This window comes from Micrococcus sp. EWR3.9.1 (assembly GCF_052615555.1).
In genome coordinates, this window is sequence record NZ_JBQXFD010000005.1 from 38324 (window position 1) to 54166 (window position 15843).

The following is a 15843-nucleotide window of genomic DNA, read 5'->3' on the forward strand; positions in this document are numbered from 1 at the left end:
GGGGCACGTCCACGCTAGCGTGCATGACTGAACGCCGCCTAGAGGTCGGCCGAACGTCCGCTCCTCCCACGGTTCCGGCCGCGCCGGATCCCTGGTGCCCGATTCCCACGCCGCCCTACACTCAACCCCAGGATCCGGCGGGTCCGCCCGGTGCGGCGGCTCGCCTCCGTCGTCGAAGGAGACCCCGCATGACCGTGCCCACCCGCCCCGCCGATGTCGGCCGTCTGGCGCGTGCCGTGACCGCCGCGGGCCTGGGAGGTCTGGGCCTCCTGGTGGCGGCACCCACCGCGCACGCCGTGGCGGTGCCGCCGGGCGTATACGTGGTGGACGAGGCCGGTGTGCTTTCGACCTCCGATGAGCAGCGGCTGACCCAGGAGATCCAGGACCTGCGCCGGGACACCGGGCAGGGGCTGTACGTCGTCTACGTGGATGAGTTCAGCACGGACGCCCAGACGCTGGCCCAGGACGTGGCGCGCCAGCGCGGGCTCGGGACGAACGACTCAGTCCTGGTGATCGCGGTCGAGGAGCGCGCCTATGGGCTGGACAGCGGCGGGGACGCGAACCTGCAGAACCAGGTGACGCGCACCTACGTGGGCCCGGAGCTGTCCAAGATCGGCACGGACCCCGGCTCGGCGGACTGGCTGGCGGTGGGCACCGCCGCGGTGCAGGGGCTCGACGACGCCGCCGACGGCACGCTCGACGGCACGGGGGCCAGCGGGGCCGAGTACGATCCGGCCGGCGCCCTGCCAGCCGGCACCACGGGCGGCGGGAGCACGGCCCAGGGCGCCTCCGACGGCGGTGGGGCCCTGACGGCGGTCCTCGGCGCGGGTGCGGTGGCCGCGGCCGTGGGCGGCGGCGTGCTCGTGGCCCGCAGCCGGAGGCGCACGCAGGGCGGCGAGGTCGAACGGGGCCGCACCGAGGAGGCCCGCCGCGACCCCCTCGATGAGCTCAGCGTGGAGCAGCTGCGCACCCAGGCCGGCTCGAAGCTCGTGGCCGCGGACGACGCCATCCGCTCCTCGGAGCAGGAGCTGGGCTTCGCCGAGGCGTCCTATGGGGAGAAGTCCGTGGCGACGTTCCGCGAGGACATCGACCAGGCCAAGGAGCACATGCGGGCCTCGTTCCAGCTCCAGCACCAGCTCGACGACGAGATCCCGGACACCGAGGCCGAGCAGCGCGCCTGGCTCAAGGAGATCATCCAGCGCAGCGAGGCCGTGGGTGCGTCCCTGGCGGCGCACAAGAAGGAGTTCGACTCCCTGCGCGACCTCGAGAACCAGGTGCCCGAGGCCCTGGAGCGCGTCGACGCCCGCCTGCCCGAGGCCCGGTCCCGGGTGCAGGACTCCGAGTCGGCGATCACCGCGCTGCACGGCCAGTACGCGGAGTCCGCCCTCGCCGAGGTCGCGGACAACGCGGCGCAGGCCCGGGAGAGGCTCGAGTTTGTGGAGACCGCCCTCGCGAAGTCGCGGAGCGCGTGGGAAGCCCAGGACCGCTCCACGGCGGCGCTGGCCGTGCGTGCCGCCGAGGAGGCGCTCAGCCAGGTGGACACGCTCACCGAGGCGGTCGGCAAGGCCGAGGGGTCCCTGCGGGCCATGCTGGGCAACCTGCAGACGGGCCTCGCCCAGTCCGAGCAGGACGTGGCCGAGGCCGAAGCGCTCGTGGCCAACGGATCGCACCCCGAGCTGGCCGGCCCGGTGGCGGGGATGAAGACCGCCCTGAACGCGGTGCGCCAGGCCCTCGCGGCCGGCCGCCCGGATCCCCTGGAGCTGCTCCACCAGCTCGAGGCCGCGCACCGCCAGCTCAACACCCCGCTGGCCGGCGTCCGCGACGCTCGCGAGCAGGCCCGCCAGGCCTCCCAGGTGCTCACCTCCACGATCGCCCAGGCACAGGCGCAGATCGACGGCACGGCTGACTTCATCGGCGCCCGGCGCGGTGCGGTGGGCTCGGAGGCCCGGACCCGGCTCGCGGAGGCCGACCACACGCTGCGTTCGGCGATCAGCCTCGGCCGCACCGACCCCGTGGCCGCCCTCCAGCAGGCGCAGCGCGCCTCCCAGCTGGCCGAGCGCGCGAGCGAGCTGGCCCGCGCGGACGTCGAGGGCTTCGGCTACGGCCCCGGCATGGGCGGCATGTACGGCGCACGCCCGCGCGCCGGAGTGGGCGGCAGCTTCGGCGGCGGCCTCGGCGGGGCACTGCTCGGCGGCATCCTGATGAACTCGATCCTGAACAGCGGCCACGGCGACAGCTGGGGCGGCGGCGGCTTCGGCGGGTTCGACGGCGGCGGCCTCGGCGGCGGCGACTTCGGCGACATCTCCGGCGGCGGCTTCTGACCGCCCCCCCCCCCATGAACTCCGGCGCCCCGGGCGCCGGCCCGGCCCGCACGCGCGGGACGGGGTGGACGCAGGCCGACGGTCTGCGCTGACGTGAAAGACCGACGAAAGGCAGACACCATGGTCAAGCAGTCCATCTTCGGCCGCATCAGCACGCTGGCGAAGGCCAACATCAACGCGATGCTGGACAAGGCCGAGGACCCCCAGAAGATGCTGGACCAGATGGTCCGCGACTACACGAACAACATCGCGGAGGCCGAGGCCGCCGTCGCCCAGACCATCGGCAACCTGCGGATGATCGAGGACGACTACCGCGAGGACCAGGACGCGTCCCGCAGCTGGGGCCAGAAGGCGCTGGCCGCCTCCCAGAAGGCCGACGACTTCCGCGCCAAGGGCGACACCGCCTCGGCGGACAAGTTCGACAACCTCGCCAAGGTGGCCATCGAGCGCCAGATGGACTTCGAGCGTCAGGCGAAGTCCGCGGAGCCGACCATCGCCTCGCAGCGCGAGATCGTGGAGCGCCTGAAGACCGGTCTGGACCAGATGAAGGTCAAGCGTCAGCAGCTGGTCGCCAAGCGTGACGAGCTGACCGCCCGCGCCAAGTCCGCCCACGCCCAGTCCGCGGTGGCCGACGCCGTGAAGTCGATCGACCTGCTGGACCCGACCTCCGAGGTCTCCCGCTTCGAGGAGAAGGTCCGTCGCGAGGAGGCCCGCGTGCGCGGCCAGCAGGAGATCGCCGCCTCCTCCCTCGACGCCCAGTTCGAGTCCCTCGAGGACCTCGGCGAGAAGACCGAGGTGGAGGCCCGCCTCGCAGCCCTCAAGGCCGGCGGCGCCAGCCAGGCCGCCCTCGCCTCGGGCGACGTCGACGCCGACGAGACCCTGACCCTCGACTACGCCGCCGAGGGGACCGCCGAGGAGACCGGCACCGCGCGCGGCTGACCCCGCCCCGCCCCACGGCCCGTCGCCCGGCCCACGCCGGCGCGGCGGGCCGTCCTCGTGCGCCCCGGCCGGTGCCCCTCCCGGACGCGCCCCGGCCCCCGCACTCCTTTGGTACTGTCCCGGGGTCCCTCGGCACGCTCCGCGGGACGCCCCCGTCCCCGCACAGAGGAAGAACCCCATGCAAGAGCAGTTCACGGCCTGGTCCGTGCTGGTCGACGCCGGCCTCATCGGCGCGCTCCTGGCCGTGGGCACGCTGGCCCGTGCCGTCATCACGCCCCTCCAGACCCTGATGATCCCGGCCTCCGTCATCGCCGGCATCCTGGGCCTGGTCCTCGGCCCGAACGGCCTGGGCTGGCTGCCGTTCAGCTCCCAGCTGGGCACATACGGCTCGATCCTGATCGTCATCGTGTTCGTGTGCATCGCGCTCACCGACGACTTCGACGTCCGCAAGATCGGCCGCCCCGTGGGTGCGTTCGCGTCCTACGGCGTGCTGATCTACGCCTCCCAGGTGGCCATCGGCGCCCTCGTCACGCTGGTCCTCCTGCAGCCGCTGTTCGACGCGCCCGACTCGTTCGCCGCCCTGCTGTTCGCCGGCTGGGCGGGCGGCTTCGGCTCCGCGGCCGCCGTGGGCCAGGCATACGCGGCCAACGGCGATGCGACCGTCACCTCGCTGGCCTACACCTCGGCCACGGTCGGCATGATCGTCGGCGTGGTGGGCGGCATCATCCAGGCCAAGATCGGCGCGCAGCGCGGCCACGCGCGGGAGTTCGCGGGCCTCACCTCCATCCCGGAAGAGCTGCGCACCGGGGTGCTGAACCAGGTGGAGGAACGCCCGGTCATCGGCCGGCACACCTTCTCGGCGGCCTCGGTGGAGTCGCTGGCCTTCCAGGTCGGCGTCGTCGCGATGATCGCGGCGGCCGCGCACGGCGTGGTCTCCTGGATCACGTCCGTGTGGCCGAGCATCGTGGGTGAGGACGGACCCCAGCTGATCATCCCCGCGTTCGCGATCGCGTTCCTCCTCGGCCTGATCGCCCGCGTCCTGTTCCAGGCCACGAAGACGGCGAAGTTCCTCGACCCGGGCTCGCTGAACTCGGTGTCCGGCACCGCCACGGACATCCTCATCGTCTGCGGCATCGCCGCGATCGCCCCGACCGTGGTCGTGGACTACTGGCAGCCGCTGCTGCTCCTGTTCGTGATCGGCCTCGCGCTGGCCCTGTTCCTGGGGATCGTCGTGGCGCCGCGTGTCATGACCGACGCGTGGTTCGAGAAGCAGCTGTTCACGTGGGGCTGGGCCACCGGCGCCGTCGCCACGGGCGTGGCCATGCTGCGCATCGTGGACCCGAAGCTGAAGTCCGGGACCATGGAGCAGTTCGGGGTGGCCTACATCCCGGTGGTGCCCGTGGAGATCGCGGCGGTGTCCTTCGTGCCGCTGCTGCTCATCGCGGGCCTGTCCTGGGCCGTGGTCGGCATCTGGGGCGCCATCGCGATCATCGCGATCATCGCTGCCGTCTGGCTGCGCCGCACCGATCCGGGCCGCCGCACGCCGGCCCAGCAGGCGGTCCGGGCCTCGAGCCGCTGACACTCCCGCTCCCCCGCGTTGATCGCCCGAGGGCGGTCGGCTCGCCCGCCGGCACCGTGCCGGCGGGCCGGGGCGACCGGTCCCGGACATGCGAGAAGGCCCCCAGCAGATGCTGGGGGCCTTCTCCTTCTCGTTGCGGGGGCAGGATTTGAACCTGCGACCTCCGGGTTATGAGCCCGGCGAGCTACCGAACTGCTCCACCCCGCGGCGACTCCTACAACTATACACACCTGTTCCGTCGAGTTCAAATCGGCGTCAGCACCCCGCCATCCGGCGGCCATGCGGCGGCCACCTGCCCCGAGACGACAGCGGCCCCGACCACGCGCGGTGCGTGGCCGGGGCCGTCGTCGACGGTCCGGCGGGCACGGCCCGCCGGCGCCGGCTCAGCCGCTCGGCGTCGGGCTGGGGCTCGACGACGGCGCGGGGCTCGCCTCGGCCGGGGCCTGCTCCTGGGCAGGCGCGTCACCGCCCAGGGCGTCGTCGGCGGCAGTGGCACGCTTCAGGGCCTCATTGAGACGCTTCTGCTGCTCGCCGTAGCCGGCCCAGTCGCCCTCGGCCAGACGCTCCTGGCCCTGGGTCAGGGCGTCCTGAGCCTCCTCGAGGGCCGCCGAGAGCTCCTCCTCGACCGTGCCCGGAGCCGACGGCTCCTCGCCCGGTGCGGGCGCCTCCGCCTGGTTCTCCTCCGGGGTGACCGCGCCCGAGTCGCCGTCGAACACCTGGTCCAGGGCCTCCTGGAGGGTGTCCGCGAAGCCGACCTTGTCGCCGAACGAGACGAGCACCTTGCGCAGCGTCGGGTAGGTGGTGCCGCCCGAGGAGCGGACGTACACCGGCTGGACGTAGAGGATGCCGCCGGCCACCGGCAGGGTGATCATGTTGCCGTTGAGCACCTCGGACGCGCCCTGGCGCAGCAGGTTCAGCTCCCGCGAAACGTCCGCGTTCGAGTCGAAGTTGGCCTGCGCCTGGCCCGGGCCGGGCACCGTGGTGGACCGCGGCAGCTCGAGCAGTCGGAGCTGCCCGTAGCCCTCGGCCTTCACGCCGTCCTCCCCCGTGCCGGCGTCGCCGGCGGCGGAGAGGAACCCGTAGAGCACGTTGCGCTGCTGGGCACCGTCCGTGATCTGCGGTATGTAGCTGCTGGTGAGGGAGAACGCCGGCTCGTCCTGGCCGGGCATCTGCAGCGTCATGTAGTACGGCGGCTGCTTGACGTCCTCCTCGCGCGTGGGGTCCGACGGCACGGACCACGCGTCGTTGTTCTCGTAGAAGTCGTCCGCGTCGGTCACGTGGTAGCGGCCGAGCAGCTCGCGCTGGACCTTGAACATGTCCTCCGGGTAGCGGACGTGGTCCAGGAGTCCGGCGCTCATCTCCGAGTACGGGCGCAGCGAGGACGGGTAGACGTTCTGCCAGGCCTGCAGCAGCGGATCCTGGTCGTCCCACGCGTAGAGAGACACCGAGCCGTCGTACGCGTCCACCGTCGCCTTCACCGAGTTGCGGATGTAGTTCACCCGGCCCTGGAGCGCCGGGTTCTGGCCCTGGCTCAGGGAGTCCACCGTGACCTCGCCCAGCTGCTGCGCGGTGGAGTACGGGAACTGGTCCGAGGTCGTGTAGGCGTCCACGATCCACTGCACGCGGCCGTCGACGATCGCCGGGTAGGGGGCGGTGTCCACCGTCAGGTAGGGCGCGACCTTGCGGACGCGCTCGGCCGGGTCGCGGTCGTAGAGGATCTGCGAGGCCTCGTTCACGTCCGAGGACAGCACCAGCTCGGGCGAGCCGAACTTCACCGCGTACGCGAGCCGGTTGAACAGGTTGCCCACCGAGGGGCCGCCGTCGCCGGAGAAGGTGTACGCCGTGTCCTCCTGGGAGTCGGCCGTCTGCGGCCGGTCGCGTTCGACGGCCGGCGCGCCCTCGGGCGCACCCACCACCGAGTACGAGGGCGAGTTGAGCCCGAAGTAGATGCGCGGCTCGTAGTCCTGGTCGGAGGCCAGCGGCCCGCGCGTCGGGATCTCGGAGAGCAGCCACTGGGGCCGGCCGCCGGCCGCGACCTCGGAGGCGTCGGCCACGACCATGCCGTAGCCGTGCGTGTAGATGGTGTGGCGGTTCACCCACGACTGCATGTCGTCCACGTTGACGTCACGGGCCGCCAGGATGGTGTCCCGCGTCTGGCCGTCCACCTCGTAGCGGTCCACGTGCAGCGTGGTGGGGAACGAGTAGTACGGACGGAACTGCTGGAGCTGCCCGAAGGTCTGGGAGATCAGGTTCGGGTCCATGAGACGGACGTTGGCCGTGTTGGCCTCCTCGCCCGCCAGGGCCCCGGCCTCGGGGTCCGTGGCGCCCTCATAGTTCGTCACCTCGACGTCGTCCAGGCCGTACGCCTCGCGCGTCATGGCGATGTTCCGCTCGATGTACTGGGATTCGAGCGTGCGCTCGGACGGCTTCACCTGGTACTCCTGCACGATGAAGGGGTACGCCGTGCCCACCACGAGCGCCGTGATGACCAGGACCGCGGTGCCGATCAGCGACAGCCGCCACCGGCCCGAGACCACCGTCCACACGAACAGGCCGGCCACGATCACGGCCGTGACCGCCAGGATCGCCGACGTCGGGATGACCGCGTTCACGTCCGTGTAGAGCGCGCCGGCCCAGTTGCCGGTCTGCGACTGCGTGGTGCGGTAGCGGTTGAGCCAGAAGTTGACGCCCTGCAGCAGCAGGAACACGGCCAGGGTGATGCCGATGTGGGCGCGCGCCGCCGGGGTGATCCGCACGCTGCCGCCCTCCTCCACGCGCACCGCGCCGTACAGGTAGTGCACGAGCAGACCGGTGATGCCGGAGACCAGGACCACCGAGATCAGGTACCCGACCACGAGCGTCAGGAACGGCAGGGTGGCCATGAAGAACATGAGGTCCAGGCCGAACTCCGGGTCCGCCTGGCCGTAGGGCACCTGGTTCAGGAACAGCAGGACCGTGTTCCAGCCGTTCATCGCGGTGGAGCCGGCGAACACGCCGAGCACGAGCGGGACACCCAGGAACACCAGGCGGCGGATGGGCTCGAGCTGGCGCTGGGCCTGGCTGAGCGAGTCCCGCGCGGCCGCGGACGCGTCCGCGGGGCGGTGGCGCCAGGCCGTGCGGATCGCCAGCCACACGGCGAGGGCCATCCCGAGCCCGGCGATCAGGAACAGCGCGGCCTTGGCGAGGACCTCGGTCCAGAAGACCTCGGTGAAGCCCAGCTGCGAGAACCACAGCACGTCCGTGTAGACGTTCGTGAACACCACGAACAGCCCCACCAGCACGGCCATCGCAATGATGGTCAGCACGAGCGCGCTCGGCCGGCCCGGCCGGCCCCTGCCCCGCGCGGCGGAGGACCCGCCCCCGCCGAACGGACCCCCGGCGGTCCCGCCGCCGTCACGGGGCGGTCCGCCGAACGGTCCGCCGCCTCCCTGTCCGAAGCTCACTGCTCTGTCCTCTTCCCTCCCGCGTCCGCGGGGCTCTGCTCCGGCCCGGGGCGCTGCGCCCCGGACATGTCGTCCGGTCTGGTGGTCTGGTGGTCCTGGTGTGCGTCGGCTCAGCCGCACGTCCGGGCGGCGGCCGGGGTCTCCCCCCGGGCCACCGCCTCGACGATGTCGCGGGCCTGGCCCAGCGTATCCACGGGGTACACCGTCAGACCCTCGGGCACACGGCCGGCCAGCTCCTCGCAGTTCGCCGTGGGGGCCAGGAACGTCGTGGCCCCCGCCTCGGCGGCGCCGCGCACCTTCTGCGGGATCCCGCCGATGGGACCCACGACGCCGTCCCCCGTGATCGTGCCCGTTCCGGCGATCGATGCGCCCCCCGTCATCGCCCCCGGGGTCAGCCGCTCGATCACGGTGAGCGCGAACATCAGACCCGCCGAAGGTCCGCCGATGTCCGGCACGGTCAGCTCGACGTCCACCGGGACGTCGTAGGCGGTCTCGATCAGGGCCCCCATCTGCCACGGCTGGGGCGCGCCCTCGGGGGCGGCCGCCACCGGCACCTCGAGGTCCTGCTCCACGCCGTCGCGGCGGACCGTCAGCGTGACCGGGTCGGGCCCCGCGGCCCCGACGGCGGCGCGCACGGCCTCCAGGTCGGCCACGGGCCGTCCCTCGGCGGCGATCACCTCGTCCCCGGCCCGCAGGACGCCCTCGGCGGGCCCGCCGGGCACGAGCTGCTGCACGACGAGCCGCTGGGGCACCTCGCGTCCGAGCTCGCGCAGGGCCGCGGCGGTCGCGGTCTGCTGGGAGTCCGACATGGCCGCCGAATTGGCCTCGCCGACCTCGTCGGAGGTGACGCCGGTGGGATACATCAGCTCGCGCGGGACCACGTCCACGGCGGGGTCCGTCAGACCGCGGCCGAGGTCGAGCAGGGAGGTGGTGCCGATGGGAGGACCCCCGACCATCACGGTGGTCATGTGCAGGGTCCCCTCACCCGGGTCCGCCTCGCCGCCCTCGACGCGCAGCACGGGTCGACCCTCGCGTTCGCCCAGCAGGTCCACGGCGGGGCCGGGGCTCTCGAGGATGTAGGGGGTGGGGGCCAACAGTGTCAGCCCGACGCTGCCCAGGGCGAGCCACCCGGAGAAGGGCACGCGGGCGGCGCGGGTGGTCCTCGGGGGCACTGCGCGCACGCGACACCGTCTTTCCTGGGGGTCCTGATCGGGCCGTCCTCGCCGCCGGGCACGTGCCGCGCGGCGACGGTCACACCAGTCTACGCGGGACCGCGACCCCCGCCTGCCCCGCGCGACGCCGTGCGCCATGGGCGAACCGCGCCGCCGCGACGTCGGGAGGGCGGGCGCGCCGCGCCGACGCGGATACGCTGGAGACATGAGCAACGACGCGCGCACGCCCGGATCCGACGACGGCCGCGACCCCCTGGAGGAGATGCTGCGGCAGCTCTTCGGCGGCCAGGGCCCCGACCCGGACGACGTCCGACGCGCCATGGAGGGCCTGGGCGGCCCCGGCGGGGTGCCCTTCGACCCGTCCCAGTTGAATCCGGCCATGATGCAGCAGGCCATGGCCCAGTTCCAGGCGATGATGAGCTCCGGCTCCGGCTCGGACGGCCCCGTGAACTGGTCTCTGGCGAAGCAGGCCGCCCGCCAGGCCGTGGCCGGCGAGGACCCGGCCGTCGGCTCGTTCGCGCGACGCGAGGTGGACGAGGCGCTGCGGCTGGCCGAGCTGTGGCTCGACGGCGTCACGCAGACCGAGCCCGTCGGCAGCGTCGGCGTGGCCTGGTCCCGTGCCGAGTGGGTCGAGGCGACCATGGACCAGTGGCGCCGGCTCACCGAGCCCGTGGCCGTCTCGATGTCCCGGGCGATGTCCGCGGCCATCGAGCAGCAGCTGCCGGGTCAGCTCCCCGAGGGCATGGACGCCTCCCTGCTCGGCGGGCTGCAGCCCATGCTGAAGAACATGGGCGGCACGATGTTCGGCCTGCAGCTCGGCGGCGCCGTGGGCGCCCTGGGCAAGGAGGTGCTCTCGGGCACGGACATCGGCCTGCCCGTCGCCGGCCACCGCCTCGCCCTCGTCCCCGTGAACATCGAGGAGTTCGGCGACGGGCTCTCGGTGCCGGACGACCAGATCCGCATCTACCTGGCCCTGCGCGAGGCCGCACGCATGCGCCTGTTCCTGCACTCGCCGTGGCTCGAGCGGGACCTGTACGCCGCCGTCGAGCAGTACGCCGCGGGCATCCGCCTGGACACCGAGGGCATCGAGCGGGCCGCGCAGTCGGTGGACCCGATGGACCCCGGTTCCCTGCAGGCCGTGTTCGACGGGGCGTCCTTCATCGCCGCCCCGGACGCCACCCAGCAGGCCGCGCTGGACCAGCTGGAGCTGCTCGTCGCCCTCGTGGAGGGCTGGGTGGACGTGGTGGTCGCCGAGGCCGCGCGCCCGCTCGAGTCGGCGGCCGCCCTGCGCGAGACGATGAACCGACGCCGCGCCTCGGGTGGCCCGGCCGAACAGGCCTTCGCCGCCCTCGTGGGCCTCGAGCTGCGCCCGCGCCGCCTGCGCGAGGCCGCCGCGTTCTGGGAGTACGTCACGGCCGAGCACGGCACGGAGTACCGCGAGGAGATCTGGCGCCATCCCGAGCGTCAGCCCACCGCGGAGGACCTCGAGGACCCCGCCGGGTACGCCGGGCGCCGCTCCGCCGCGGACGCCAGCACCGAGTCCCTCGACGACGAGCTGCGCAAGCTCCTCGAGGGCGGCTTCGGCGACGCGCCGCGCGAGGGCTGAGCCCCTCCCGGCACGACGGCGGCGGGCGGTCCGGCACCTCGGGTGCGGGCCGCCCGCCGTCGTGTCAGCCCGCGTCCTCGTCCTCCGCCCACCGGTCCGGCGCCGTTCGACCGCGGCCCTCTGCGAAGGTGACCCCCTCGAGGAAGGCCATCGCCTCGGCGTAGCGCGGATACCGGTCCACGAGGCGTCGGAAGGCCGGGCCGTGTCCGGACTCCAGCAGGTGGGCAAGCTCGTGGACGAGCACCGCCGCCACCACCCAGTCCGGCATGCCGCGCAGCTGCGTCGAGAGCCGGATGGTGCCGCGCGCCGGCGTGCACGAGCCCCAGCGGCGGCGCTGCCGGGCCGACCACGTGACCGAGACCGGACGGGCCCGCCCGCCCAGGTGCGCCGCCGAGAGCCGTCCCGCCCAGGCCAGGAGCGGGTCGTCGGAGCGGGCGGCGGCGGGGCCGCCGTCCGGGTCGGCCGCGGGCTGCCCCGTCCCGCCGCGTGCGCCCACCTTCGCGACCATCCGGCCGATCCACTCGCGCTCCTGCGCGGCCGAGAGCCGGGCGGGGACGTTGACCTGCAGGCGGCCGTCGCGCCACGCCGCCGAGACGGTGCGGGTGCGGGCCGTGGAGCGCACGAGCCGCACGGGCGTGCCCTCCCAGTCCAGGTCGGTGCTCTCGCGGGAGGGACCGCGGTGGGCGGCCGGGACGGCACGCGGAGGGAGGCCGGGGGCGGGCGGGACAGGGCGCATCCGGCCATTGTCCGGCATGGGCCGCAGGCTGTGGACAATCCGGCGCGGTCCGGGAGTGCCCTGGCAGGGTGAGAGGCACCGAGCCGAGAGGAGAGCCGTGCGCACCGTCGCCGAGACCGTCACCACCGTCCCTCATGACGCCGCCGCGTCAGCGCTGGAGCCGGAGGCGTGGGCCCCGCCGACCGACGTCCACGTGGCGGGCCTCGACGCGGTGGGCGCTGCGATCGCCCACGCGCTGGCGGGGGCCGGGGCGCTGCGCCTGGCCCTGTGGGATCCCCGCCCCGTCGACGCCGCGGATCTGGGGACCGGTCTGCTGCCCGGGGACCTCGGTAGGCCCCGGGCGGGTGCGCTCGCGCGCCGGCTGGGCGATGTGGCCCCCGGGCTGCGCCTCTACGCGCACCACGGCCCGGTGCCGGTGCTCGTGGGGCAGGCGACGGTGGCGGTGGGGCCCGTGCTCGACGCGGACCTGGCCGCGCAGGCCCTGGCCGCCGACCACCCGCTGCTGCCGGTCACGGTGGGGCCGAAGGCGGTCACGGTCGGGCCGTGGTGCGCCCCCGGGGTGCGCGGGTGCCCGCTGTGCCGATGGCCCGCGGACCCGGCGGGCGTCCCCGGTGCCCCGACGGCGCCCGGCCCGTCGGCGCACCGGGGACAGGTGGACGGGCTCGCGGCGCTGCGGGCCGCCGTGCTGGCCGTGGACGCGCTGCGGACCGGACCGGCCCCCGGCGTGCTGCGGGCCGATCGGGTGACGGGACGCACGCGCCGGGTGCGGGTCCGTCCCCGGCCCGGCTGCGCCTGCGACCCGGACGCGCTCGGCTGGGCGTTCTGACGGGGTCGGCGCCGCCGGCGGAACGGGGCGCGGGTGCGCGGTTCAGGCCGTCGGGGTGCCGTTCAGCAGCTCGAGCAGCTCCGGTCCGTGCTTCTCCAGCTTGGTCTTGCCGAGGCCGGGCACCTTCAGGAGCTCTGCCGGGGTCTTCGGCATGGCCTCGGCGATGGCCACGAGGGTGGCGTCGGTGAACACCACGAACGCGGGCATCCGCATCTCGGCGGCCGTGCGGGTGCGCCAGTCGCGCAGCTCCTCGAGCACCGCCTCGTCGTAGGTGGCGGGGCAGTCCAGGCAGCGGCCGACCTTGCGCTCGGCTCCCGTCTCGAGGGGCTTGCCGCACGTGCGGCACACGGCGACCTTCGCGCCCCGGCGCCGCGGCGCCGTCGGGCCGGCCGCGGATCCGCGTGCCGGGGCGTGCTCGCGGGTGCCGCCGAGGGTGGGGTCGATGGCCCACAGGAACCGGGAGGGCCGCCGGGTGGAGCGCCCGCCCGTGCCCCGCGAGAGCGTCCACGTCAGCGACAGGTGCTGGCGGGCACGCGTGATGCCCACGTAGAGCAGGCGCCGTTCCTCGTCCACCTCGGCCTGGGTCTCCGCGAAGGAGATCGGCATGAGCCCCTCGGACAGGCCCACGAGGAACACCGCGTCCCACTCGAGGCCCTTGGCCGAGTGCAGCGAGGCCAGGGTGATGCCCTGCACCGTCGGCGCGTGCTGGTGCTGGGCACGCTCGTCGAGCTCGGCCACGAGTTCGGTCAGCGTGAACTCGGCCCCGCGTGTCGTGGCGAGCTGGTCGGCGAGGTTGACGAGTGCGTGCAGGGACTCCCACCGTTCACGGGCCGCACCGGTGGCCGACGGCGGTTCGGCGGAGTAGCCGAGCGAGGAGAGCACGTCCCGCACCCGGTCCGTGACGTCGTCGCCCGTCAGGTCCTGGGCGGCGCGGGCGGCGGCCCGCAGCTGCAGGATGCCGTCGCGCACCTCGCGCCGGGAGAAGAACCGCTCGCCGCCGCGCAGCTGGTAGCCGATGCCCGCCGAGGACAGCGCCGTCTCGAAGGCCTGGGACTGGCCGTTGGTGCGGAACAGGACGGCGATCTCGGAGGCGGGCACGCCGTCGTCGATCAGCGCCGCGATCCGGTCCGCGACCCAGCCGGCCTCGGCCTCGTCGTCGGTGCACTCCGCGAACACGAGGTCGGGACCGGGCGGCCGCTGGGAGACGAGCTCGAGGGGGTCGGGCCAGCGCGGCATCGTGCGGTCCCGCTCCCCCGCCTTGGTGCGGTCCGCCAGCAGGCGGTTGGCCGCCTCCACGATCTGCGGGCTGGACCGGTAGTCGCGCACGAGCCGGACCACCGTGGCCGCGGGGTACCGCTCACGGAAGTCGGTGAGGAAGCGGGAGGTCGCGCCCGTGAACGAGTAGATCGTCTGGGAGGCGTCGCCGACGACGCACAGGTCGCCGCGGTCGCCGAGCCAGAGGTCGAGCAGGCGGTGCTGCAGGGGCGAGACGTCCTGGTACTCGTCCACCACGAACACCCGGTACTGGTCCCGGATCGTGGCCGCGATCTGCGGCTCGGTGGACAGGATCCCCACGAGGATCAGCAGCACGTCCTCGAAGTCGATCATGTTCCGCGCCGTCTTGGCCTCCTCGTAGCCCGTGTAGAGACGGGCGACGGTGGTGGCGGTCCAGCCGGCGGGCATCTCCCGCTCCTTCGCGGCCTCCGCGTAGCCCTCGGGGGCGTGCAGGGAGACCTTGGCCCATTCGATCTCGCCGGCGAGGTCGCGCAGGCCGGCCCGGTCCACGGTCATCCGCATGCGCTGGGCGACCTCGGTGAGCAGGCGCACCTTGTTCTCGATCAGCGAGGGCATGGGGCCGCCCACGGCCTGGGGCCAGAAGTACTGCAGCTGGCGCAGGGCCGCCGAGTGGAAGGTGCGGGCCTGGACGCCGGCCACGCCGAGGTCGCGCAGGCGGGTGCGCATCTCCGCGGCGGCGCGCGCCGTGAAGGTCAGGGCGAGGGTCCGGTGCGGGTCGAAGACGCCGGAGGCGACGCCGTAGGCGATGCGGTGCGTGATGGCGCGGGTCTTGCCGGTGCCGGCACCGGCTAGGATGCAGACGGGCCCGTGCAGGGCCGTGGCAGCCCGGCGCTGCTCCGGGTCGAGGCCGCGGAGGATCTCGTCGGGAGTGCTCATGCGGGACGAGTCCTCCTAGGTGATCAGGGTCTGCGCATCGGGCAGCGTCCCACCGTACCAATCCTCGATGAGTGCCCGCGCGACGGACACGGCCCCGGGCAGGGTGACGTCGCCCTCGCGGGCCAGATGCGCGAGCTCCTCCCGCTCGAACCAGCGCACGGAGAGGATCTCCTCGCCGTCCGGGACCGGCTCGGCGCCGGCCGGGGCCAGCGCGGTGAAACCGAGCATGAGCGAGCGTGGGAAGGGCCACGGCTGGGAGCCGCGGTAGCGCGGCTGCGTCACCGTGACCCCGGACTCCTCCGCGATCTCCCGGACCACCGCGTGCTCCAGGGACTCCCCCGGCTCCACGAACCCGGCCAGGCAGGAGTACAGCCCCTCGGGCCACGCCGCGTTGCGGCCCAGCAGGATCCGCCCGGCCGGGTCGGTGACGGCCACGATCACCGCCGGGTCCGTGCGCGGGAACTGCTCCCGGGAGCAGTCGCGGCAGCGGCGCACCCAGCCGGCCGCCTCGACGTCCGTGGCACCGCCGCAGAACGCGCAGAAGCGGTGGGTGGCGTGCCAGTTGGCGTTCGCGACGGCGGCCACGAACAGCCCGGTGTCCGCGTCGCTGAGGGCGGCGGCCGCGTCGCGGAGGCCGACCCACACGGCGTCCGCGAGCGCGGTGGCCGCGTCCTCGGGCAGGGCCGCCGGCGGCTCGACGGCGACGGAGACCACCTCGCGCTCCCGCCCGTGCGGGCCCCGGTCCGCCGCGGTGCCGCGACCCAGATACGCCGCCTCGGCCGGCACGGGGCCGGAGGGCGCGGTGAAGACGAGCCGGCCGTCCGCGACGGGTGCGCGGCCACCCTGCAGCCACAGGACCTCCGTTCCCTCGCGCGCCCAGACCGCCGCCAGGTGGCCCGGGTCGAGGCGAGCCACGGCACCGCGGTCCAGCTCCTCGCGGGCCAGCGGCAGGGCCAGCGGCGGTGCGGCGGTGAGGTCGGACGACGACGGGGGGCAGGAAGCCATGCGTCCAGGCTAGCGACCCGTCTCCGGTGCGCCCGACGACGGGG

General features: G+C 74.1%; 10 protein-coding genes and 1 tRNA gene. 5 read left to right on the forward strand and 6 right to left on the reverse strand.

Going from position 1 to position 15843, the window contains the following annotated elements; genetic code table 11:
- Positions 1–188: 188 nt before the first annotated feature.
- From ACUJ8O_RS04750 to ACUJ8O_RS04760, 3 genes are all read left to right on the forward strand, one after another.
- Positions 189–2321 carry a TPM domain-containing protein gene (locus ACUJ8O_RS04750; protein WP_371506653.1) on the forward strand — a complete coding sequence of 711 codons (2133 nt, stop codon included), beginning with the start codon at positions 189–191 and terminating at the stop codon, positions 2319–2321.
- Positions 2322–2441: 120 nt separating this feature from the next.
- Positions 2442–3260 carry a PspA/IM30 family protein gene (locus ACUJ8O_RS04755; RefSeq protein ID WP_069941443.1) on the forward strand — a complete coding sequence of 273 codons (819 nt, stop codon included), beginning with the start codon at positions 2442–2444 and terminating at the stop codon, positions 3258–3260.
- A 178-nt stretch (positions 3261–3438) separates the two neighbouring features.
- Positions 3439–4839, forward strand: a complete 1401-nt coding sequence (locus ACUJ8O_RS04760) for a sodium/glutamate symporter (RefSeq protein ID WP_098092327.1) — start codon at positions 3439–3441, stop codon at positions 4837–4839.
- Positions 4840–4972: 133 nt separating this feature from the next.
- Here ACUJ8O_RS04760 and ACUJ8O_RS04765 read toward each other — a convergent pair.
- The 3 genes from ACUJ8O_RS04765 to ACUJ8O_RS04775 form a co-directional block, all read right to left on the reverse strand.
- A tRNA-Met gene (locus tag ACUJ8O_RS04765) sits at positions 4973–5046 on the reverse strand.
- A 176-nt stretch (positions 5047–5222) separates the two neighbouring features.
- Complete coding sequence (locus tag ACUJ8O_RS04770) at positions 5223–8282, reverse strand: UPF0182 family membrane protein (RefSeq protein WP_445373194.1); 3060 nt, start codon at positions 8280–8282, stop codon at positions 5223–5225.
- A gap of 110 nt (positions 8283–8392) precedes the next feature.
- Complete coding sequence (locus ACUJ8O_RS04775) at positions 8393–9463, reverse strand: YlbL family protein (protein ID WP_235188208.1); 1071 nt, start codon at positions 9461–9463, stop codon at positions 8393–8395.
- Between the two features lie 196 nt (positions 9464–9659).
- Between ACUJ8O_RS04775 and ACUJ8O_RS04780 the strand changes: the two genes are divergently transcribed.
- Positions 9660–11060 carry a zinc-dependent metalloprotease gene (locus tag ACUJ8O_RS04780; protein ID WP_036341154.1) on the forward strand — a complete coding sequence of 467 codons (1401 nt, stop codon included), beginning with the start codon at positions 9660–9662 and terminating at the stop codon, positions 11058–11060.
- Positions 11061–11124: 64 nt separating this feature from the next.
- Here ACUJ8O_RS04780 and ACUJ8O_RS04785 read toward each other — a convergent pair whose 3' ends face one another.
- Entirely contained in the window at positions 11125–11796 is a 672-nt protein-coding gene (locus ACUJ8O_RS04785) for a M48 metallopeptidase family protein (RefSeq protein WP_115260867.1), read from the reverse strand.
- Positions 11797–11893: 97 nt separating this feature from the next.
- Here ACUJ8O_RS04785 and ACUJ8O_RS04790 point away from each other — a divergent pair, with 97 nt between their 5' ends.
- On the forward strand, positions 11894–12622 hold the full coding sequence (locus tag ACUJ8O_RS04790; protein WP_036339280.1) for a ThiF family adenylyltransferase: 729 nt from the start codon (positions 11894–11896) through the stop codon (positions 12620–12622).
- 42 nt (positions 12623–12664) lie between these two features.
- Here the strand turns inward: ACUJ8O_RS04790 and ACUJ8O_RS04795 are convergent, their stop codons facing one another.
- Together ACUJ8O_RS04795 and nudC are read right to left on the reverse strand one after the other, a co-directional pair.
- Positions 12665–14794 carry an ATP-dependent DNA helicase UvrD2 gene (locus tag ACUJ8O_RS04795; RefSeq protein WP_036339277.1) on the reverse strand — a complete coding sequence of 710 codons (2130 nt, stop codon included), beginning with the start codon at positions 14792–14794 and terminating at the stop codon, positions 12665–12667.
- Positions 14795–14809: 15 nt separating this feature from the next.
- Complete coding sequence (nudC, locus tag ACUJ8O_RS04800) at positions 14810–15799, reverse strand: NAD(+) diphosphatase (RefSeq protein ID WP_371506654.1); 990 nt, start codon at positions 15797–15799, stop codon at positions 14810–14812.
- Positions 15800–15843 lie beyond the last annotated feature (44 nt).

Coding starts and splice junctions, on each gene's coding strand:
- ACUJ8O_RS04755 (WP_069941443.1), top strand. CDS start 2,442: ATGGTCAAGCAGTCCATCTTCGGCCGCATCAGCACGCTGGCGAAGGCC.
- ACUJ8O_RS04795 (WP_036339277.1), bottom strand. CDS start 14,794: ATGAGCACTCCCGACGAGATCCTCCGCGGCCTCGACCCGGAGCAGCGC.
- ACUJ8O_RS04750 (WP_371506653.1), top strand. CDS start 189: ATGACCGTGCCCACCCGCCCCGCCGATGTCGGCCGTCTGGCGCGTGCC.
- nudC (WP_371506654.1), bottom strand. CDS start 15,799: ATGGCTTCCTGCCCCCCGTCGTCGTCCGACCTCACCGCCGCACCGCCG.
- ACUJ8O_RS04780 (WP_036341154.1), top strand. CDS start 9,660: ATGAGCAACGACGCGCGCACGCCCGGATCCGACGACGGCCGCGACCCC.
- ACUJ8O_RS04785 (WP_115260867.1), bottom strand. CDS start 11,796: ATGCGCCCTGTCCCGCCCGCCCCCGGCCTCCCTCCGCGTGCCGTCCCG.
- ACUJ8O_RS04760 (WP_098092327.1), top strand. CDS start 3,439: ATGCAAGAGCAGTTCACGGCCTGGTCCGTGCTGGTCGACGCCGGCCTC.